Genomic DNA, 20273 nt, shown 5'->3' with positions numbered 1-20273 from the left:
TTCGGCGCACCGAGGGGGTACGTCGTCCGCCGGCGGGTCAGGAGTCGACAGTGCAGTTCAGCGAGTTGTTGGGCGTCATCAGGCAGCGGTGGCGGCTCATCGTCGCCTGCGTCGTGCTCGCCGTGGCCGCGGCGGTCGCGGTGACCCTCACGACCACCCCCGTCTACGAGGCACGGGCGCGGATCTACATGAGCGCCGAGCGCACGAGCGGGAGCTCCAACGGCAGCGTCTTCGTCCTCACCTCGGAGGACCTCGACACCTATGTCTCGATCCTCGACACCCCGGCGGTCCTCGGCCCGCTGCGCAAGGAGCTCGGCCTCGAGCCCGGCCACCCGATCCAGGTGAGCGCCCAGACCTCCGGGTCGACGTCGATCCTCAACATCACCGCGCGCGCCTCCGACGGGGAGGAGGCTGCGGACGTGGCCAACGAGGTCGGCCCGCAGCTCGGCAAGGTCGCCGGCGAGTTCTCCACCCTGCTGAAGTCGTCGGGGCAGAAGGTCGTCTCGACGCCGATCCAGCCGGCGACCGCGCCCTCGCGACCGGTCTCTCCGGACCCCGTGCGCAACATCGGCCTCGGCCTGCTCGCCGGGCTCGTCCTCGGCCTGGGGCTCGCCTTCATTCGCCACGCCCTCGACACCAAGGTCCGCGGGGAGGAGGACATCCGGGCGCACTCGGACGCGCCGATGCTCGCGGGGCTGCCCCTCGAGAGCCGCGGGTCCAAGCGCGGCCTGATCAGCGTCGAGGAGGACCCCCACGGGCGGCACGCCGAGGCCGTGCGCCGCCTGCGGACCAACCTGATGTTCGTCGACGTCACGACCGGCCGGCACTCCTTCGTCGTCACCTCGGCGGTGCCCGGCGAGGGCAAGACGACGACGGCCGTCAACCTCGCGCTCGCGATGGCCGACTCCGGCCGCCGCACCCTGCTCGTCGACGCCGACCTGCGCAACCCGTCGGTCGCCAAGACCCTCGGCATGGAGGGCAGCGTCGGCCTGACGACCGTGCTTCTCGGCGACGCCGACGTCCACGACGTCATCCAGACGTGGGGCAGCGCGGGCATGGACGTGCTGCCCGCAGGTCAGATCCCGCCCAACCCGAGCGAGCTGCTCGGCTCCGCTCCCATGGAGGCGCTGATCACGCGCCTGGTGCAGGAGTACGACTTCGTGCTCATCGACTCGCCGCCGGTCGTGCCGGTCATCGACGCGGTCGTCATCGAGCGCCTCACCGGCGGCCTGCTCATGGTCGTCGGTGTCGACCGGACGAAGAAGAAGGACCTCACCGCGGCGCTCAAGCAGCTGGGCACCGTCGGTGCCCACGTGTCCGGCTTTGCGCGCAACTTCGTCGTGAGCAAGGGCAGCGACTACCGCTACGGCTACCACTCCTACGAGGAGCAGGTCACCAAGGACCGGCGCAGCGCACGGCGCGAGCAGGTCAAGTCGCGGGGGAAGTCGCGCCAGCGGGCCGGCTCCCGTTCCTGACGGGCCGGAGCGCCGGTCACCACGCCGCCGGACGACGAAGGGCGCCACCCGAGAGAATCTCGGGTGGCGCCCTTCGTGCGTGGCGTCAGTCGGTCACGGTGCGGTGGTCGACGTGGGGGCCGGCTCCGCAGCGGGCGAGGTGGTCTCCATGGGCGTCGGCGCGGTGGCGGTCTTCTTGGCCGACGTGGTGGTCGACGTCGACGTGGACGAGGAGGACGTCGAGCTCGAGGAGGAGCTCTTGGCCGCCTCTTCCTTGGCGGCGGCCGCCTTGGCCGCAGCCGGGTCGGCGGGCGGGTTGCAGTTGTCGCAGGGGATGGTGCCGTCGATGTGGATGGTCGAGACCAGCGGGTCGCTGACGTGCTCCCGGTCGCCCGCAGGGTTCGCGGTGTGGCCCCACTGGAAGCGGACGGTGAGGTCGAAGACGAGGTTGGCGCTGTCGTCCTGCCCGCTGACCCCGAGGAGGAAGATGACGGTGCCGCCCGCGGGCACCGGGATGTGCGTGCCCGGCGCGTAGTAGGTGCCGCCGATCCGGCCACCGGAGTAGACGAGCGGCAGACCCGCGGTGTTGGTGATCTGCGGGCCGTAGTTGGGGTAGGTCCCACCCGTGTAGAGCCAGATGTCCTTGGCGCTGGTGTTGGTGATGGTGAACTTCATGACGTAGCCCTTGTTGATGCCATAGGGCTTGGAGCCGGAGTTGCAGCTGTTGCCGGGCTGCTTGCAGGCGGAACCCGGGACGATGGTCGGCTTGCCACCCGAGGCTGCGTAGGCAGGTGCGGCGACACCGCCGAGGATCACCGGCGCGGTCCAGGCGGCACCCTTGGCCACCGTCCTGCGCGAGATGGGCTTGCTCGTTGCCTCGGTCATGGACGTTCCCCTCAGTGTGAAGTGCCGGAGTTGGACCTCCCCCGCACGTTGACCAAAACCTTACTGATGAACCTGTGATATTGGCAATATGCTGACGGTCGGATTCCAGGGACCGGTACGCAGGGGAGCGACATCGTGGACGAGGGGGTCGTGCAGCGCCCGGGGAGGCTTGCCGCGGGGTGCGTCGTCGGGCTGGTCCTCGTCTACGTGACGGCCGTGCTCACCGTGCCGGGCCAGTGGCTGGACGACGAGGTCTTCGGCCTCGCCCAGGACCTCCCCTTCGCCCCGCTGCGGCCGATCCTGCCGACACTCGGAAGGCAGGTCGTGCCCGTCGTGGGGCTGGCCGTCGTCGCGGGTGTCGGGGTGTGGGCACTGATGGCGCGTCGGTGGATGCAGGTCGGCCGAGCGGTCGCCGTGGTCGTCCTGGGCGTCGCCCTTGCCCGCGGTCTGCGGGTCGTGCTGCCGCGCCCCGACCACGGCTACTCCTACGACGCCAACACGCTCCCTTCGACCCATGTGGCGCTCGTGGCCGCCTGCGTGGTGGCCGTGCTCATCATGTGGCCGACCCGTCGTCCTTCATGGCTGGGGCTGGTGGGGCTCGTGCTCGTGTGGGTGGCATGCGTCGGCAGCGTCTTCGGGTACGCGCACCGGCCGAGCGACGTCGTGGCATCGGTCCTCCTCGTCGGAGCCGTTGCGGGCACGGTGCTGGCCGTCCCCGCCCGCGAGGTGCCCGAACCCACTTCCGTCTCCACCCGGTCGGACGAGGCCAGACGGATACGCTGACCCGGGAAACGTCGGCGGCGCTCTGCCGCACGCGGGGGAGCCACGGACAAGGAGACGCAGTGACTGCAGGACTGGTGGAGGCGATGGTGCCCAAGCGGGTCATGGTGACCGGAGGTGCCGGCTTCATCGGCTCGCACATCACCGAGCGGCTGCTCGGCCAGGGGCACGAGGTGCTCGTCGTCGACAACTACTACTCGAGCACCCGGCGCAACCTCACGCACCTGCTCGACCACCCGAACCTCGAGGTCATGCGCCACGACGTGACCTTCCCCCTCTACGTCGAGGTCGACGAGATCTACCACCTCGCCTGCCCGGCGAGCCCGATCTTCTACCAGCGTGACCCCGTCCAGACGACGAAGACGAGCGTCCACGGATCGATCAACATGCTCGGTCTGGCCAAGCGGACCAAGGCGAAGATCCTGCTGTCGTCGACGTCGGAGGTCTACGGCGACCCGCAGGTGCACCCGCAGACCGAGGACTACTGGGGCAACGTCAACCCCATCGGCATCCGCTCCTGCTACGACGAGGGCAAGCGCTGCGCGGAGACGCTCTTCTTCGACTACCGCCGCCAGCACGACCTCGCGATCAAGGTCGCGCGCATCTTCAACACCTATGGCCCGCGCATGCAGCCGGACGACGGCCGGGTGGTCTCCAACTTCATCGTCCAGGCCCTCGCCGGGGAGCCGCTGACCATCTACGGCGACGGCAGCCAGACCCGCTCCTTCTGCTTCGTCGACGACCTCGTCGACGGGCTCATGGCGCTCATGGCGACGCCGCACGAGGTCACCGGGCCGATCAACATCGGAAACCCCGTGGAGTTCACGATGATCGAGCTCGCCGAGCTCGTCCTCGAGCTCACCGGCAGCAGCTCGCAGATCGAGCACCGGCCCCTGCCCCAGGACGACCCGACTCGTCGTCGTCCCGACATCTCGCGTGCCCGGGAGACTCTCGGGTGGGAGCCGAAGGCGCAGCTGCGCGCTGGCCTCGAGCAGACGATCGCCTACTTCTCCGAGCTCTCCGGGACGTGAGCGAGGGCGTCGAGCAGGCCGAGCCGGAACGACGTCGGGTCAGCGAAGGGCTCATCAGCGGGACGGCGTGGACGGTGCTCCACGTCCTCGTGTCCGTGCCCATCGCCTTCCTCGTCAATGTCGTCGTCGCCCGGCGGCTGGGGGTCGTCGACTACGGCCAGCTCGCCGTCCTCACCATGGTGCTCAGCCTGGCGACCGCGGCCGCCTCGATGGGCGTCGGTGCAGCGCTCGTGCAGTTCGTCACGAAGGCCTCTGAAGCAGGCCGCCGGGCCGACGTCGAGCGGACGATCTCGGGCGCCCAGGGATACAACGTCTTCGTCGCGGCGCCACTCGTCGCCCTGGCCGTCGCCCTCTTCGTCGACGTCCCCTGGCCGCTGCTCGCCCTCGCTGTCGTCTTCGGGGTCTTCGCCCCGGCAGCCTTCCAGACCGGCCCGATCCTGCTGTCGACCGAGCACCGGTCGGACCGCGCGGCCCAGCTCGCCATGGTGAGCAACCTCGGCATCCAGACCGCCGTCGTGGTCACCGTGCTCCTCCACCCGGTCGCGACGTCGGTGTGGGTGGCCCGCATCGTCGTCACGGGAGCGCTCATGGTGCTGCCCTTCCTCGCGCTGCCGAGGCGCTTGCGACGCCCGGCCCTCCGGCCGACGTCCCCCTGGGGTCTGCCTAGGACCTTCTGGGCCTTCGCGATCCCCACCGGGTTGGCGACACTCGTGAGTCAGCTCGTCACCGACCGCGTGCAGGTCTTCTTCCTGCAGTGGCTCGGCGACCCGGTGGCCGTCGGCCTCTTCGCGCTGGGGTTCGGCCTCGCCGCGCAGGTGCTGACGCCGGTGCAGGCTGCAGTGGGCCCCCTCCTGCCGGCCTTTGCCGCACTGCAGGAGCGAGGAGCCGAGGCCGCCAGGGAGGGCCTGCTGCGGGTGACCCGGGTGTCTGCCGTGACGACCGGCGGAGTGCTGGTGCTGGCGGTGCCCGTCCTGGCCGGGCTGGTCCCGTCGATCTATGGCGCGCAGTTCGCCCCCAGCGGCGACTACTTCCTCGTGATGACCTGCGCCGCGTCAGTGGTCGTCGTGGGGTCCGGTGCCTTCGCCTCGCTCATGTCACGACTGCGCGGCCGCACCTATCTGTGGGTCAACCTCGCGTCGCTGGTCGTCATGGCGGGGGTCGCGTTCGCCCTCATCCCGCCGGCAGGTGCGTGGGGGGCCGTGGCGTCGATGGTGTGCGGGACGGTCGTGCGAGCGTCGTTGATGACCTGCATCGAGATGCGTCATCACCAGATCCGGGTGCGTCGCATGGTCGCTGCCCAGGCGCCCGTGCTGGTCGCCATCGCCCTGGCCCTCCTCGCGTGGTTCGGGCTCGGTCAGGTGGTTGATGCATCGCCCGCCGCTCGTGGGGCGCTGGGGGCCGTAGCGGCCGTCGTGGCCTATGTCGTATTGCTGCGCACGGTGGGGGTGGGCCTGCTGGCAGCGGATCGGGACGCTCTCGTGGGCTTCATGCCAGCCCGGGGCCGCCGCGGGTGTTCCGCAGTGCTGGGTCTGGTCACTGCGCGAGAGAGGTGACGCAGCGCGTCGCTAGCGACCCGTCACGCGTCGCGTCGCCCGCACCGCGCGCCGGCGCAGAGCCCTGCCCCATCGCCGAAGCTGCCACGGGTCCGACCAAGTGCGCGCTGCCTCGGCCTCTGCGGCGTCGGTTGCCTCCCACGCGCCGCGGAGGAGCTCGGTGAGCACTTCTGGCGGGTTGTTGGCGAGGATGCGCTGGCGGGTGATGGCGAGGTCATCGGCATAGGGCCGGGTCCGCGAGCGTGAGCCGGGGCGCACCCGATAGTGGAGTACGGCTGACGGCATGGGTGCAGCAACCCCACCAGTGCAGCCAAGGAGTCGGACCCACCACTCGTGGTCCTCCATGCCCAGCCGCATCTCCTCGTCACAGCCGCCCACTGTCGCCCAGTCGTCGCGGTGGAAGGCCGAGCAACCCGGGACGGCCGACCGCTGTGCGAAGTCCCTCACCGTCAGCTCACCGCGGGTGGGCCACGCCGCCCAGGCGCTGCCGAAGGGCTCCATCCGTGGGTAGGCCACCCGCACTCGCCCGTCGCCGGCGAGGACTGCGACGGCCTGCGCGACGAACTCGCGCGAGATCCGGTCGTCGGCGTCGAGGCAGATGACGTAGTCGCCGTGGCCGACCGCGATGCCGACGTTGCGGGCCGCGGACGGACCCCTGTTGTCCTGTCGCACGACCGTGACGGACGTGAGCGCGTCCAGCGCAGCTCTGGTCTCCGGCCGACTCGACCCGTCGTCGACGACGATGACCTCGACGCGCGGATGAGTCTGAGAGAGCGCGGATGCCACGGCCTCACGCAGGTGCTGGGGGTCGTCGTCGTAGGTGGGGATGACGATCGTGACCAGTGGTTGTTGGGGCGCGGCGGTGGAGGGTGCGTCAGCCACGTGCGTCACTGCCCGACGTGCGTGGCGCGCGGCGCTCGAGCACGCGCTCGTAGGCAGCGAGGGTGTGCCGGGCCGTCTCTGCCCAGGTGTACCGGTCGGTGATCCGGGCGCGCAGACCGGCCGAAGGGAGGTCCGCCAGGGCCTCGCCAACGGCCCGCCGGATGGACTCGGGATCAGCCGGGTCGCAGTAGCGCGCATCGCCCTCGAAGTACTCGCGGGCGTGGCCGCGGTCGGTGGTGACGACCGTGCAGCCCGATGCAGCAGCCTCGAGCGAGACGAGACCGGTCGTCTCGTACCAGGTGGCCAGGACGTGGGTGCGGTGGCGCGCGTACAGGGCCGGGAGCTCGTCGTGGTCGACCCCCGGCAGGAGCGTGACATTGCCCGCCTCAGCAGCGGCCCGTCGGCACTCCTCGAGGTAACCGGGGTGGTGGGGGTGCGGCGGACCGACGACGGTCAGCGTGACGCCGGGGACACCAGCGAGGGCCCGGATCGTGCCGAGCTGGTTCTTGTGTGGCTCGACCCGCCCCACGCACAGGACCGAGCCTGCCGGACGTGGTCGGCCGACACCGGGAGCGAAGAGGTCGACGACTATCGCGTTGGGGACGACGACGCACTCGGTGAGGACTCCCAGGTCCTCACGGACGTGACGGGCTTCCCCTTCGGCATTGGGCAGGAGCATCTCGGCCATGGACCACGCGCGGAGGCGGTCGAGGTCGTCGGCGGCCTCCTGCAGGGAGAGGCGGGTCAGGTCCTCGCGACCGCGCAGGCTCGCGCCGAGGTAACGCAGTCCCCGCCGGCCACGCCCGAGGGCGTCACGCGCAGTCACGCGCTCGGCACCGTGCGAGCTCGTGTACGACAGGCCCACGTAGATCGTCGAGATCACGACCGGGATGCCCCGAGCCCGCATCGCCGCGACCTCGTGCGGGCCGAGCTGGAAGCCGTGCACGACGTCCCAGGTCCCCTCGGGTTCGTCCGGGCCCAGGTGCTCCTGCACCTCGACCCCGAGGTCACGCAGGGCGGCCGCCGTCCGCTCCATCTGCACGCGGTGGCCGCCGGGGATCTCGGCGCCCCGGTTGAGCCACATGAGGACCTTCACGCCTGCACCTGTGGGTAGAGGTAGAGGTAGCGGTCGGCGATCTGCGTCCACCGCAGGGACTCCGCGTGGGCTCGCGCAGCCATCGGGTCGACCGGGTCGCGGTGCGCGGCGAGCATCGCCTGTGCGAGGGCGTGGGTGTCGGTGGGATCGGCACCGAATCCCAGTCGACCCGTCGCGTCCGCGAGGCCGCCGTTGGTGCTCCACACGACGCCGCGGCCAGCGGCCATGGCCTCGACGGCGACGATGCCGAAGGGCTCGAGCCGGCTGGGGACGACCGCGACCCGGGCACTCGACAGCAGCGCCTGCACGCCGTCGCGGTCGAGTGGGCCGAGCAGCTCGACACCGGGACCGGCGAGCGTGCGCAGTCGTTCGTGCTCGGGGCCGTCGCCGCCGATGAGCAGGGTGGCGTCGGGCAGCTGCTCACGGACGATCGCGAAGGCCTCGACGAGCAGGTCGAGACCCTTTTGCGGGACGTGCCGGCCCCAGGCCGCGAAGATCGGGGCGTCGGGGAGCGGGGTGACACTCCACTGGCCGGGGTCGACGCCGTTGGGCACGACGGTGCACCCGGCGAAGCGGCTCGCGACGGTTGCGGCGTCGTCACCCGCGCGGCGCGAGCACGCAGTGAGCACGGCGGCGCGGCGACTGCCCAACCGCAGCACCTGCCTGATCTGTGCGCTGCGCTGGTAGATGCGGCCGGCGTCCATGGTCACCTCGCCCTGCGTGGTGAGCACCAGAGGGATCCGTCTCAGGGCGGTCCACAGGGAGAGAGCGAGCACCTGGTTGGCGGCGCACTGGACATGGACGGCGTCGGGTCGTGGTCCGAGGGCGTCGAGCTGTCGGAGCTGCCGAAGCAGGGCGAAGGGGAAGACCGCCAGACGTCGCGGGTCCGACCCGGGCAGGTCGAAGCCGACGCGTCGCACCGGCACACCTTCGACGACATCGGTCGCCGGCAGGTCCGCGGGGTGGCGGTGCACGACCACAGTGACGTCGTGCCCGCGGGCGATGTACTCGCGGGCCAGCTGGAGGGTGAGCTCCTCCACGCCGCCGCGTGAGGGGTGGAAGGCACTGGGCGCCAACCAGATCCGCCGGGGGCGCTCGTGGCTGGTCATCCGACGACCTTGCGATAGACGTCGAGGTGCGCCCGGGCCGCGGTGTCCCAGGCGAAGGTCGAGGCCCGCGCGAGGCCGCGGCGCACGAGGCCCTCGAGGTCGACCTCGCGGCGCCCGACGGCGACGAGAGCCTCGGCGATGGAGGCCCCGTCGGGCTCGGTCATCAGGGCATTGCCGTCGGCCACCTCGGGGGTCGCGCCTCGGTCGACGGCGACGACCGGGGTGCCGACGGCCATCCCCTCGAGGGTCGGCAGGCCGAAGCCCTCGTAGATGCTCGGCACGACGACGGCCTCGGCGGCGGCCATGACCCGACCGACCCGGTCGAGGTCGACCTTGCCGGCGAGCACGACGCGCGGCAGGTGGCCGAAGAGCTCCTCGCGGCGGCCGTGGGGTGGGCCGAGGAGCACGAGCTCGTGGTCGGGCAGCTGCGGTGCGGCCTTGGTCCAGGCGTCGGCCAGACCTTCGAGGTTCTTGCGGCGGGTGACACCCGCGGCGTGGACGAAGAAGGGGCGCGTGATCCCGAGGTCCTGCAGGTCCTGCGTCGGCAGCGGCTGCGGCTGGCGGAAGCTCGGCCGCACGCCGTAGGGGATGACCGTCACCCGGCGGGCGTGGAGGAGCTCGGTCACCTCGCTGGCGGCGAACTCCGACGGGCAGATCACCTGCACGTCGTCACGCAGGGGCCTCATGCACCAGGGCGGCAGGCTCCCTTCGTCCGGGAAGCGTGCCGGCGGCAGGTCGTGCATCGTGAGCACGTGGGGGCGTCGTGGGCCGGGGACCCGCAGGTCGAAGCGGTGGACGAGGTCGTGGCGCAGCGCCAGGGCAGAACCGACGAGGGTGGCACCGGCGCCGTGGTTGAGGACGCGGTGCGGCACCCGGACCGTCGCCTCGCTGCGACCTCCGCCCACGCTCGACGAGCGGAAGTCCCACCCGGGCTCGTCGAGGTCGAGGATCGCCTGCTGGATGCTCGACTCGTAGGTCTGCTGGCCCATCGGGACGGCCGTGTGGAGCGTCACCCAGTGCGCTCGATGTGCCGTGTTCCCCATGGCCTTGCCGCCCGTCCCCGCCATGCCGGTCACCCTAGTGCCTTGGGGGTGCGCGGCCGCTGGCGCGCTCCTCATCCAGCTGGGCCGAGTCGGGCGGGGCGGTCAGTCGCTGACGGACCCAAGTGGTCCTTGAGCCGGAGGAAGGGCGACTCGAGCCAGCGGAAGGATGCCTCCGTCACCGCGATGCTCAGCAAGATCCCGAGGACCATCCGGGCCCACTCCGGACCGACGTCCACCTGGTGGCGCAGGATCTGCAGGATCGGGAAGTGGTAGAGGTACAGGCCGTAGGAGCGGGTGCCGGCCCACCGCATCACCCGCCCGGAGAGCAGCGCGGCAGCGGGTGACGAGGGCGCCAGGACGATGCCACCCAGGACGAGGAGCGCGAGCAGGCCTGCCGCGCTGGTGGGTCCGGTGAGCCATCCTTCGGGCAGCTGCCAGGGCGCGCACAAGACGGCAAGGAGGGCGACGAGGGCGCCGGTCGCGGGCCAGTGCAGGAGGTGGCCGTGCTCCTGGACGGCCCGTCGCCGTGTCATGGCGGCGAGCAGCGACCCCCAGATGATGGGGAAGCCTCGCAGGTAGGTGCCGCGGACGTCAGCGATCGGATCGGGCCAGGGCGTGAGGACGACCGCGACGATCGCGAGGGCGACGAGCGCGGTCATGATGCGGGTCCAGCGCCGGCCTGCGCAGAGCCCGACGAGCAGGACTGGCCACACGGCGTAGAAGTGCTCCTCGATGGCCAGGGTCCAGGTGTGATCGAGCAACGGTGCCGGTCGGCCGGTGTACATCCACCAGTTCGCGACGTAGACGAAGGCGGCGAGCGCACCTCGACCGAACTCGCCGGCTCGGCCAGCGGCGAGGCCGATGAGGAAGACGGCCATGCAGGCGGCAGCGAGCGCTGGGAGCAGCCGCAGCGCGCGGCGGATGTAGAAGCGTCGAAAGCGGACCCGGCCGGTCCGGTCGATCTCACCCAGCAGGATCGAGGTGATGAGGAAGCCGGAGAGGGCGAAGAAGACGTCGACACCGACATAGCCGTTGTCCGCGAAGCCCAGCTGGGCGTGGAAGAACAGGACGGCCACTGCCGCGATGCCGCGCAGCCCGTCCAGCCCCGGCCACCTCGGCCCACCCGCGGTCATGGGTGAAAGGTAACGGTCGGACGACGGTGGAACGACTGTCCGAGCCGGTCAATAGACTCCGCCGCATGGGGGAGCAGCACAGACCGGTCCGCGTCGCGATCCTCGACCACACCGCTCAGCTCGGCGGGGTCGAGCTGGCGCTCGTGCGCCTCATGGACACCCTCGCCACGCGCGACGACGTCGACGTGCGCGTCCTGCTCTTCGCCGACGGCCCGCTCGTCGGCCGCCTGCGGGAGCGGGGGCACGCGGTCGAGGTGCTGCCCCTTGACGAAGGCATCGGCACGACGACCCGTGAGCAGGCGGCGGGGCTGCGCACTGCAGCACGGTCCGCGGTGGGGGCCGCCCCCTTCGTCCGGAGGCTGGCGGCACGGCTGCGCGAGCTCGACGTCGACGTCGTCCACACCACGACCCTGAAGGCCGACCTGCTCGGGGTGCCTGCCGCACGCCTGGCCCGCCGCCCGCTCGTCTGGCACATCCGTGACCGCATCGCCCCCGACTACCTGCCCGGGCCGCTCGTGCGCCTCATGCGCCAGGTCGCCACGTGGGGTCCGCAGCGAGTCATCGCCAACTCCCGCGCCACGGCCGCGACGCTGCCGGGCGTCGACGTCACCGTCGCCCACCCCGGGCTCGTGCCCGCGCAGATCGGGGTCACGCCGCGCCCGCTGCCGACGCGGCCGGTCGTCGGCCTCCTCGGCCGGATCAGCCCCACGAAGGGCCAGCTCGAGCTCGTCCGCGCCGCCGCGCACGTCGTGCGCCGCCACCCGGAGGCGACCTTCCGCATCATCGGCTCGCCGATGTTCGGCCACGAGGAGCACGAAGGGGAGGTCCGTCGCGAGATCGCCCGGCTGGGTCTCGACGACCACGTCGAGCTCGTCGGCTTCACCGACGACCCGGCCGCAGAGCTCGACGCGATGACCGTGGCCGTCCACGCGTCGCCGGTGCCCGAGCCCTACGGCCAGGTCGTCGCCGAGGCGATGGCCCGCGGGGTGCCGGTCGTCGCGACCGACGCCGGGGGAGTGCCCGAGATCGTCACCGGTGGCCCGGCGTCCGTCGGCTGGCTCGTCCCGCCCGGTGACGTCGACGCCCTGGCCGCCGCCATCACCGCAGCCTTCGACGACCCCGACGGGGCCGAGCGCCGCGGCGCCGCCGGCTGGCAGCGGGCGCGCACCGACCTCGGCATCGGCCCGAGCACCGACACCATCGTGGGGGTGTGGCGCGAGGTGGCCGGCCGGCCCGGCACGAGGACGCACCCGCGCCCGCGCGTGGCGATCGCCCACGACTACCTCACCCAGCGCGGGGGAGCGGAGCGGGTCGTGCTCGCCCTGCTGCAGGCCTTCCCCGACGCGACGGTCCACACGACGCTCTACGACCCCGAGGGCACCTTTCCCGAGTTCCGCGACGTCGACATCAGAGTCAGCCCGCTCAACCACGTCGGCCTGCTGCGACGCCACCACCGCGCGGCGCTGCCCTTCCTCCCCTTCGCCTCGAGCGCACTGCGCATCGACGCCGACCTCGTCGTCGCGAGCAGCAGCGGCTGGGCACACGGGTTCCCCACGACCGGCCGCACCCTCGTCTACTGCCACGCGCCCGCCCGCTGGCTCTACCAGAGCGAGCGCTATCTCGGCGGCGACCCGCGGCGCTCCCCGACCGGGCTGGCGCTGCTCGCGCTGCGCGCCCCCCTTCGCCGCTGGGACCGCCGTGCCGCCGCCCGCGCCGATGCCTACCTCGCCAACAGCCACGTCGTGCGCGAGCGCATCGGTGAGGCCTACGGCATCGACGCCGAGGTGCTGCCGCCCCCCTTCGCCGTCGACACGACCGGGGAGCAGGAGGCGGTGCCCGAGGCCGCCGACTGGGGCGAGGGCTACCACCTCGTCGTCTCCCGCCTGCTGCCGTACAAAAACGTCGACCAGGTGGTCGAGGCATTCCGCGGGCTGCCCGAGCGCCTGCTCGTCATCGGCGCCGGCCCGCTGCTCGCGCCGCTGCGGGCCGCCGCGCCGGACAACGTGCGCATCGCGACCGACCTCACCGACGCCCAGATGCGCTGGGCCTATGCCCACGCCCGCGCGCTCGTCGCCGCGAGCCACGAGGACTTCGGCCTCACCCCGCTCGAGGCGGGCGCCTTCGGCCGGCCCACGCTCGCGCTGCGCGCCGGCGGCTACCTCGACACCATCGCCGACGGGGTCAACGGCGTCTTCTTCGACGAGCCGACCGCAGAGGCCATCCGGGCCGCCGTCGTCGCCGACCGCGACACCACGTGGGACGTGACCGCGATCCGCGCCCACGTGGAGGCCTTCTCTCCCAGTCGATTCGTCGAGCGCGTACGAGCCGCCGCGGCCCGGCTGGCATCATGACCCCCATGACCAGCCCTGCACCTGACCGGCCCCGGATCCTCTCCGGGATGCAGCCCACGAGCGACTCCCTCCACCTCGGCAACTACCTCGGGGCGCTCGTCAACTGGGTCGGTCTGCAGGAGGACTTCGACGCCTACTACTTCGTCGCCGACCTGCACGCGCTCACCGTGCCGACCGATCCGGCCGACATCACCCGCCGCAGCCGCGTGACCGCCGCTCAGTACATCGCCGGCGGCGTCGACCCCGAGCGCTCGGCGATCTTCTGCCAGAGCCACGTGCGCGAGCACACCGAGCTCATGTGGGTCCTCGCCTGCCAGACGGCCTTCGGCGAGGCGAGCCGGATGACGCAGTTCAAGGACAAGACGGCCAAGGGGCACAACGCCAACGTCGGCCTCTTCACCTACCCGATCCTCATGGCCGCCGACATCCTCATCTACGACGCGGCCCGCGTGCCCGTCGGCGACGACCAGCGCCAGCACCTCGAGATCACCCGCGACCTCGCCGAGCGCTTCAACGCCCGCTTCGGCGACACCCTCGTCGTGCCCGAGCCGCACATCCTCAAGGAGTCGGCGCGGATCATGGACCTGCAGGAGCCCACCGGCAAGATGAGCAAGTCGAGCTCCTCGGACAAGGGCCTGATCTCGCTGCTCGACGACCCCAAGCGCATCGCGAAGAAGATCCGCTCCGCCGTCACCGACGTCGACGGCGAGATCCGCTACGACGTCGACGCCAAGCCGGGGGTGTCCAACCTGCTGTCGATCCACTCGGCACTGTCGGGCACGTCGATCGCCGACCTCGAGGCCCACTTCGCCGGTCAGGGCTACGGCGTCCTCAAGCAGGAGGTCGCCGACGTCGTCGTCAGCGCCATCGAGCCCTACCAGCGCCGCATGGACGAGCTGATGTCCGACCCGGCCGAGCTCGACAGCATCCTCGCCAAGGGCGCGGCCCGCGCCGCCGAGATCGCCTCCGCGACCCGCGACCGCGTCTACGACCGCGTCGGCCTGCTCACCCCCCGGGCCTGATCGTGCCCGTCCACGGCGTGTCCATCGAGATCCCCGAGCCCTGGGGGTCGCAGCTGCAGCAGCAGCGGGAGGACGTCGGTGACCCGATGGCGCGGGCGATCCCGCCGCACGTCACGCTCATGCCGCCGACGGAGGTGCCCGAGGCCGAGCTGCCCGTCTTCGTCCACCACCTCGAGTCGGTGGCTGCCGCGCACGGGCCCTTCATGATGCAGCTGCGCGGCACCGGCACCTTCCGGCCGGTGAGCCCGGTCGTCTTCGTGCAGGTCGCCCAGGGCATCCCGATGTGCGAGCGGCTGGAGCAGGCCGTGCGTCGCGGTCCGGTCGTGCGCGACCTCGAGTTCCCCTACCACCCGCACGTGACGATCGCCCACCAGGTGAGCGACGCCCAGCTCGACCGCGCCTTCGGCGACCTGGCGACCTTCGACGCGTCCTTCGAGGTGACCAGCTTCCACCTCTACGACCACGGCGCCGACGGCGTGTGGCGCCCGCAGACGGGCTTCGAGCTCAGTGGGGAGCCTCTGCGGCCTTCATCGTGAGGTGCCCCTCCGGGTCGAGCCGGTCGAGGACCGCGGTGCAGATCTCGGAGAGCTGACCCACCTGCTCGGGCGTCAGGGCGTCGAAGACCTCCTCGCGCACGAGCGTCACGTGCCCGGGGGCCGCAGCGACGATGACCTCCATGCCGGCGTCGGTGAGCGTCGCATCGGTGGCCCGCGCGTCCGTCTGGCTCGGGCGCCGCACGAGCAGGCCGCGCCCCTCGAGGCGGCGGGCGACGTGCGAGAGCCGGGGGAGCGTCGCCTGGGTGCGCTGGGCGAGCCACGACATGCGCAGGGTTCGCTCGGGCGCCTCCGAGAGCATCGCGAGGACTTGGTACTCGAAGTGCGTCAGCTCCGCGTCGCGGCGCAGCTGGGCGTCCAGTCGCGACGGCAGCAGCTCCGCCAGGGCGATGAGGCGCAGCCACGCCGTCAGCTCGTCGTCGGTGAGCCAGCGGGGTTCCATGGCCGCAGTCTCCCAGACCGGACGGCCGGAGACCGGTCGGGCCCGGCCTGCCTCAGGCGGCGTGGGCCGAGGCCGCGCGCTCGTAGTGGCCGACGAGCTGCTCGGTGAGGCTGTTCCACGATCGGTGGGCGACCATCTCGGGACCGGCGGCGGCCATCGACGCCCGCAGGCTCGGCGAGTCGACGAGCTCGGCGACCCAGCGGGCGAGGTCGCCGCGCACCTGCGGGTCGAAGAGGTATCCCGAGCGGCCGTGGTCGACGAGGTCGAGCGGGCCGCCGACGGCGGGGGCGACGACCGGCAGCCCGGCGGCCGCGGCCTCCTGCAGCGTCTGGCCGAAGGTCTCCTTGGTCCCCGTGTGCACGAAGACGTCGAAGGTCGCGTAGGCGCGGGCCAGGTCGGCACCCGTGCGCGGGCCGAGGAAGGCCGGCGGCAGGTTGGGTCGGCCGGAGCTCGCGGCGACGGCCTCGGCGAGCCGCGCACCGAGCTCGTTGCGGCTCGGGCCCTCTCCGACGAGGACGAGCCGGGTGCCCGGCAGCTGGGCCAGCTCGGCGAGGCGGTGCAGCTCCTTCTCCGGCGCGAGCCGGCCGACGTAGCCGAGGAGGACCTCGCCGTTGGGGGCGAGCGCGTGCTTGAGGGCGAGCGTCTCCGGGTCGTCCTTCCACTCCGGGCGGAAGAGCGCGGTGTCGACGCCCCGGCCCCACAGGTCGGTGCGCGGGATGCGGTGCTCGCGCAGCTCCTCGAGCGTCGGGCGGCTAGGCGCGAGCGTGAGATCGGCCCGCTCGTGCAGCCGGCGCACCCACTCCCACGTCAGCGAGGAGGCGCCCCGGCCGATGGCTCCGGGGCCGTGCTGCTTGACGTAGTTGGGCATGTCGGTCTGGTAGATCGCGACCGTCGGCAGGTCGAAGGTCTCGGCGTTGTGCAGCCCCCGCGCCCCGACGAGGAAGGGGGAGGCGACGTGCACGACGTCGGGCCGGAAGTCGCGCAGCGCCCGGCGCACGGCACCCGTCGGCAGGCCGGCGCGGAAGCCGCGGACGGGCACCGCCGGCAGCGTCCGCACGACGTGCCCCGCATAGGTGGCCGGCGCGGGGCCGGGGGCGATGATCATCGCCTTGTGGCCCTGCTCGCGCAGGTTCTCGGCCACGCGGCAGACGCTCGTCGTGACGCCGTTGAGGCTGGGCAGGAAGGACTCGGTCGCAATAGCCACTCGCACGGTCTCCAATGTGGAGGTGCGGACACCCCCCTTCGGTGTCGTCGAGGGGGGTGTCCGGTGATCATCAGGTGACGACTTGGTCGAAGGGGGGACCCGCCCCCCGTCACGAGGCGGTCTCCTCGGGCGTGCCGGGTACGGTGCACGACATGACGACGACAGGGGATCTCGACCGCTTCTGGGCCGTGGTGCCCGCCGGGGGAGCGGGCACACGGCTGTGGCCGGTGTCGCGGGCCGGCTCGCCGAAGTTCCTCCACGACCTGACCGGCAGCGGCCGCACCCTCATCCAGGCCACGGTCGACCGCCTGCGGGTCCTCGCCGGAGAGCGGGTCCTCGTCGTCACCGGCGCCGCGCACGCCGCCGCGGTCCACGAGCAGGTGCCCGACCTGCCCGACGACCTGCTGATCGCCGAGCCCTCGCCGCGTGACTCGATGGCGGCGATCGGCCTCGCCGCGGCCGTGCTCGAGCGGCGCGACCCCGACGCGATCATCGGGTCCTTCGCCGCCGACCACGTCATTGCCGACCAGGAGGCCTTCGGCGCCGCCGTCGTCGAGGCCGTCGGCGTCGCCCGCCGCGACGACCTCGTCGTGACGATCGGCATCGAGCCGACCTTCCCCTCGACCGGCTTCGGCTACATCCAGATGGGTCCGCGGCTGCGCGCCCACCCGAGCGCCGCCCGGGTCCGCCAGTTCGTCGAGAAGCCCGACGCCCGCCGCGCCGCGTCCTACCTGGCGACTGGCGAGTTCCGCTGGAACGCCGGCATGTTCGTCGTCCGCGCCGCGACCCTGCTCGACCTGCTGGCCCAGTGGCACCCAGACCTGGCCGCCGGGCTGCGCGAGATCGCGGCCGACCCCGACCTGCTCGAGAGCCGCTGGGAGGGGCTGGAGAAGATCGCCATCGACCACGCCGTCGCCGAGCCCGCCGCCGACGAGGGTCTCGTGGCCGTCGTGCCCGGCAGCTTCGACTGGGACGACGTCGGCGACTTCAAGTCCCTCTCCTGCCTGCTGCCCCCCGCCGAGGGGGCGATGACCGTCGTCGGCGACCCCGCCCAGGTCCAGGCCATCGACTCCGGCGGCCTCGTCGTCTCCGAGTCCGGCCGCATGGTCGCCGTCGTGGGTCTCGAGGACGTCGTCGTCGTCGAGACCGACGACGCCCTGCTCGTCGCCAGCCGGGAGCGGGCCCAGGACGTCAAGCTCGTCGTCGAGGCCCTCAAGGCGGCCGGGCGCACCGACCTCGTCTGACGTCGAGCGTTCATCCGGTGGGCGCCTCCACGTCCGCAGGCGGTCGCCTCGGTAGAGTCGCACCGCCATGACTGCACCTCTCGCCCCGACGCTGCTGCGCGTCATCGACCGGCTGCTGCCCGAGCTGATCGACTTCCGGCGGGACCTGCACGCCCACCCGGAGATCTCCTTCCAGGAGCATCGCACGACCGCGCGGCTGCGCGAGCGGCTCGAGGCCGCCGGGCTCGAGCCGCGGTCGCTGAGCGAGACCGGGCTCGTCGTCGACCTCGGCGCGAGCGAGCCGCGCCGCCGCGTCGCCCTGCGCGGTGACATCGACGCGCTGCCGGTCCGCGAGCGCAGCGGCCTCGACTGGACCTCGACCAACGACGGTGTCTGCCACGCCTGCGGGCACGACGTCCACACGACCGCCCTGCTCGGCGCCGGCCTGGCGCTCGCCGAGGTCGCCGACGAGCTCGCCGCCCGCCACGTCGGCGTCCGGCTGATCTTTCAGCCCGCCGAGGAGCAGATGCCCGGCGGCGCGCTCGCCTTCGTCAAGGCCGGCGTCATGTCGGGCGTCGACACCGTCTACGCCGTGCACTGCGACCCCTCGCTCGACGTCGGCGAGATCGGCCTGCGCGAGGGGCCGCTCACGGCGGCCGCCGACCAGGTGACGGTGACCCTCCGCGGCCGCGGCGGCCACACCTCGCGGCCCTTCCTCACCGAGGACCTCACCTATGCCCTGGGCAAGGTCGTCACCGACGTGCCCGCGGTCCTCAGCCGGCGGGTCGACCCGCGGGCCGGGCTGGTCGTCGTGTGGGGCCGGGTCTCCGCCGGCGAGGCGATCAACGTCATCCCCTCCACCGGTGTCGCGCAGGGCACGCTGCGCATGCTCGACGTCGGCCTCTGGGAGGAGATCGGCCCGCTGCTCCACGAGGTCGTCGCCGACGTCGTGCGTCCCTACGGAGTGACGGCCGCCGTCGACCACATCCGTGGCGTGCCGCCGGTCGTCAACGACTCCGCCGCGGTCGCCGCGCTCGGTCGGGCGAGCATGGCCGCGGGCCTGCGCCCGGTGCCGACGCCGCACAGCCTCGGCGGCGAGGACTTCGCGTGGATGCTCCACGAGGCCGAGGGCGCCATGGCGCGCCTGGGCACCCGCACCCACGGCGGGCGCACCTTCGACCTGCACCAGGGCGACCTCGTCGTCGACGAGGGCGCGGTACGCAACGGGACCGCCCTGCTCACCCTCGCCGCGGCGGGGGAGTGGACCCGCGTCGAGGACGCCTGACCGACCCTGCACCCGGGTGAGGGTTTTCCCCCTTCGGTCGCGGTCTCATAACAGTTGCCGCCCGGGGTTCTGTGGGCACCCCTACTCGGACGTAGCATCCCCCGATGGCACGAAGGTGCCCCGATACCCCTGTTGAGAAGGAGAGCGCCTTGCGTCACACCGTGAAGGTCGCATCGATCATGTCCGTCGCCGCTCTGGCCCTGACCGCCTGCGGCAGCAGCGACTCCGGTGGCGACTCCACGTCCGCCGAGGGCGGCAGCGACGTCAAGGCCTGCCTCGCCTACGACGTGGGTGGCCGTGGCGACCAGTCGTTCAACGACTCCGCCGCCAAGGGCCTGGACCAGGCCAAGGACGAGCTCGGCATCGAGACCGACGAGGTCGAGGCCAGCCAGGGCGAGAACGACGCGGCCCGCGAGGACCGTCTCAACCAGCTCGTCGACGCCGGCTGCACCAACGTCATCGGCGTCGGCTACATCTACGCCAAGGCGATCGGCGCCGCGGCCAAGGACAACCCCGACATCAGCTTCGCGATCATCGACGACGCCTCCGACGACTCGAAGGGTGACAACGTCGCCCAGCTGACCTTCTCCGAGCAGGAGGGCTCCTTCCTCGTCGGTGCGGCTGCCGCGCTGAAGTCGAAGAGCGGCAAGGTCGGCTTCATCGGTGGCGTCGACGTCCCGCTGATCAACAAGTTCGAGGCGGGCTTCAAGGCCGGCGCCAAGGCAGTCGACCCCAAGATCGACATCCAGACGAAGTACCTCGCCGAGGACGGCTCCGGCTTCGCCGACCCGGCCAAGGGCCAGACCGCCGCCGAGGGCATGTACGACAAGGGCGCGGACGTCGTCTACCACGCCGCCGGCGCCTCCGGCAGCGGCGTCTTCAAGGCCGCCGCGGCGGACAAGAAGATGGCCATCGGTGTCGACTCCGACCAGGCCAAGACCGCCGACGCGAGCGTCCGCGACGTCATCATCACCTCGATGGTCAAGAACGTCGACGTCGCCGTCTTCGACTACATCAAGTCCGCGACCGAGGGTGACCCGATCTCCGGCCCGACCGTCTTCGGTCTCAAGGACGACGGCGTCGGCTACTCGACGACCGGCGGCAAGATCGACGACATCACCGACAAGCTCGACGACTACAAGAAGCAGATCATCGACGGGAAGATCACCGTTCCCGCCAAGTGACGCAGCCCCACCCACGAGGCCCGGTCGCGCACCTCGCGCGGA

At 72.0% G+C, this 20273-nt stretch carries 18 protein-coding genes; 10 read left to right on the top strand and 8 right to left on the bottom strand.

Annotated features, from left to right (window positions below; genetic code table 11):
• The first annotated feature begins 50 nt into the window (after nucleotides 1–50).
• Nucleotides 51–1475: a polysaccharide biosynthesis tyrosine autokinase gene (locus tag ACQBJO_RS12350; RefSeq protein WP_421007536.1), complete on the top strand. Its 1425-nt coding sequence runs from the start codon at nucleotides 51–53 to the stop codon at nucleotides 1473–1475.
• A 93-nt stretch (nucleotides 1476–1568) separates the two neighbouring features.
• Here the strand turns inward: ACQBJO_RS12350 and ACQBJO_RS12345 are convergent, their stop codons facing one another.
• Nucleotides 1569–2339, bottom strand: a complete 771-nt coding sequence (locus ACQBJO_RS12345) for a hypothetical protein (RefSeq protein WP_421007535.1) — start codon at nucleotides 2337–2339, stop codon at nucleotides 1569–1571.
• A 135-nt stretch (nucleotides 2340–2474) separates the two neighbouring features.
• Between ACQBJO_RS12345 and ACQBJO_RS12340 the strand changes: the two genes are divergently transcribed.
• From ACQBJO_RS12340 to ACQBJO_RS12330, 3 genes are read left to right on the top strand one after another with little or no spacing between them, the layout of a single operon-like run.
• Nucleotides 2475–3122, top strand: coding sequence for a phosphatase PAP2 family protein (locus ACQBJO_RS12340; RefSeq protein ID WP_421007534.1), 648 nt, complete (start codon nucleotides 2475–2477; stop codon nucleotides 3120–3122).
• 59 nt (nucleotides 3123–3181) lie between these two features.
• Nucleotides 3182–4150 (top strand): UDP-glucuronic acid decarboxylase family protein, encoded by a 969-nt coding sequence (locus ACQBJO_RS12335; RefSeq protein ID WP_421007533.1) that lies wholly within the window; start codon nucleotides 3182–3184, stop codon nucleotides 4148–4150.
• Nucleotides 4147–5703 carry a lipopolysaccharide biosynthesis protein gene (locus tag ACQBJO_RS12330; RefSeq protein WP_421007532.1) on the top strand — a complete coding sequence of 519 codons (1557 nt, stop codon included), beginning with the start codon at nucleotides 4147–4149 and terminating at the stop codon, nucleotides 5701–5703. Before ACQBJO_RS12335 ends, ACQBJO_RS12330 begins: the two co-directional genes overlap by 4 nt.
• 12 nt (nucleotides 5704–5715) lie before the next feature.
• Here ACQBJO_RS12330 and ACQBJO_RS12325 read toward each other — a convergent pair whose 3' ends face one another.
• The 5 genes from ACQBJO_RS12325 to ACQBJO_RS12305 form a co-directional block, all read right to left on the bottom strand.
• On the bottom strand, nucleotides 5716–6585 hold the full coding sequence (locus ACQBJO_RS12325; protein ID WP_421007531.1) for a glycosyltransferase family 2 protein: 870 nt from the start codon (nucleotides 6583–6585) through the stop codon (nucleotides 5716–5718).
• The gene (locus ACQBJO_RS12320) at nucleotides 6578–7681 is read right to left on the bottom strand and encodes a glycosyltransferase family 4 protein (RefSeq protein WP_421007530.1); all 1104 of its coding nucleotides are present in this window, start codon (nucleotides 7679–7681) and stop codon (nucleotides 6578–6580) included. The genes ACQBJO_RS12325 and ACQBJO_RS12320 overlap by 8 nt, the downstream gene beginning before the upstream one ends.
• Nucleotides 7678–8790, bottom strand: a complete 1113-nt coding sequence (locus ACQBJO_RS12315; RefSeq protein WP_421007529.1) for a glycosyltransferase family 4 protein — start codon at nucleotides 8788–8790, stop codon at nucleotides 7678–7680. The genes ACQBJO_RS12320 and ACQBJO_RS12315 overlap by 4 nt, the downstream gene beginning before the upstream one ends.
• Nucleotides 8787–9803: a glycosyltransferase gene (locus ACQBJO_RS12310; RefSeq protein WP_421007528.1), complete on the bottom strand. Its 1017-nt coding sequence runs from the start codon at nucleotides 9801–9803 to the stop codon at nucleotides 8787–8789. Before ACQBJO_RS12310 ends, ACQBJO_RS12315 begins: the two co-directional genes overlap by 4 nt.
• A 101-nt stretch (nucleotides 9804–9904) precedes the next feature.
• Nucleotides 9905–10966 (bottom strand): acyltransferase family protein, encoded by a 1062-nt coding sequence (locus tag ACQBJO_RS12305; RefSeq protein WP_421007527.1) that lies wholly within the window; start codon nucleotides 10964–10966, stop codon nucleotides 9905–9907.
• Nucleotides 10967–11031: 65 nt separating this feature from the next.
• On the opposite strand from ACQBJO_RS12305, the gene ACQBJO_RS12300 reads away from it, so the two are divergent.
• Genes ACQBJO_RS12300 through ACQBJO_RS12290 form a run of 3 tightly spaced genes read left to right on the top strand, consistent with a single transcriptional unit; the run spans nucleotide 11032 to nucleotide 14875 of the window.
• A complete protein-coding gene (locus ACQBJO_RS12300; RefSeq protein ID WP_421007526.1) occupies nucleotides 11032–13317 on the top strand; it encodes a glycosyltransferase in 2286 nt (761 codons plus the stop codon).
• A complete protein-coding gene (gene trpS, locus ACQBJO_RS12295) occupies nucleotides 13314–14339 on the top strand; it encodes a tryptophan--tRNA ligase (RefSeq protein WP_421007525.1) in 1026 nt (341 codons plus the stop codon). The genes ACQBJO_RS12300 and trpS overlap by 4 nt, the downstream gene beginning before the upstream one ends.
• Nucleotides 14340–14356: 17 nt before the next feature.
• Nucleotides 14357–14875: a 2'-5' RNA ligase family protein gene (locus ACQBJO_RS12290; protein WP_255184095.1), complete on the top strand. Its 519-nt coding sequence runs from the start codon at nucleotides 14357–14359 to the stop codon at nucleotides 14873–14875.
• Here the strand turns inward: ACQBJO_RS12290 and ACQBJO_RS12285 are convergent.
• Together ACQBJO_RS12285 and ACQBJO_RS12280 are read right to left on the bottom strand one after the other, a co-directional pair.
• Complete coding sequence (locus tag ACQBJO_RS12285) at nucleotides 14844–15335, bottom strand: MarR family winged helix-turn-helix transcriptional regulator (RefSeq protein WP_255184094.1); 492 nt, start codon at nucleotides 15333–15335, stop codon at nucleotides 14844–14846. The genes ACQBJO_RS12290 and ACQBJO_RS12285 overlap by 32 nt on opposite strands.
• A 52-nt stretch (nucleotides 15336–15387) precedes the next feature.
• On the bottom strand, nucleotides 15388–16545 hold the full coding sequence (locus tag ACQBJO_RS12280; protein WP_421007524.1) for a glycosyltransferase family 4 protein: 1158 nt from the start codon (nucleotides 16543–16545) through the stop codon (nucleotides 15388–15390).
• A gap of 146 nt (nucleotides 16546–16691) precedes the next feature.
• On the opposite strand from ACQBJO_RS12280, the gene ACQBJO_RS12275 reads away from it, so the two are divergent.
• The 3 genes from ACQBJO_RS12275 to ACQBJO_RS12265 all read left to right on the top strand — a co-directional run bounded on the left by ACQBJO_RS12275 (nucleotide 16692) and on the right by ACQBJO_RS12265 (nucleotide 20231).
• Nucleotides 16692–17783: a mannose-1-phosphate guanylyltransferase gene (locus ACQBJO_RS12275; protein ID WP_255184092.1), complete on the top strand. Its 1092-nt coding sequence runs from the start codon at nucleotides 16692–16694 to the stop codon at nucleotides 17781–17783.
• 67 nt (nucleotides 17784–17850) lie between these two features.
• Nucleotides 17851–19047 carry an amidohydrolase gene (locus ACQBJO_RS12270; RefSeq protein ID WP_255184091.1) on the top strand — a complete coding sequence of 399 codons (1197 nt, stop codon included), beginning with the start codon at nucleotides 17851–17853 and terminating at the stop codon, nucleotides 19045–19047.
• A 149-nt stretch (nucleotides 19048–19196) separates the two neighbouring features.
• Nucleotides 19197–20231, top strand: a complete 1035-nt coding sequence (locus ACQBJO_RS12265) for a BMP family lipoprotein (protein WP_255184090.1) — start codon at nucleotides 19197–19199, stop codon at nucleotides 20229–20231.
• The last annotated feature ends 42 nt before the right edge of the window (nucleotides 20232–20273 follow it).

The organism is Janibacter zhangyanbonis, assembly GCF_050507325.1.
Lineage (GTDB): Bacteria > Actinomycetota > Actinomycetes > Actinomycetales > Dermatophilaceae > Janibacter.
Note: the sequence above shows the minus strand (reverse complement) of the source record. Positions and strands in the feature narration are given on the sequence as shown.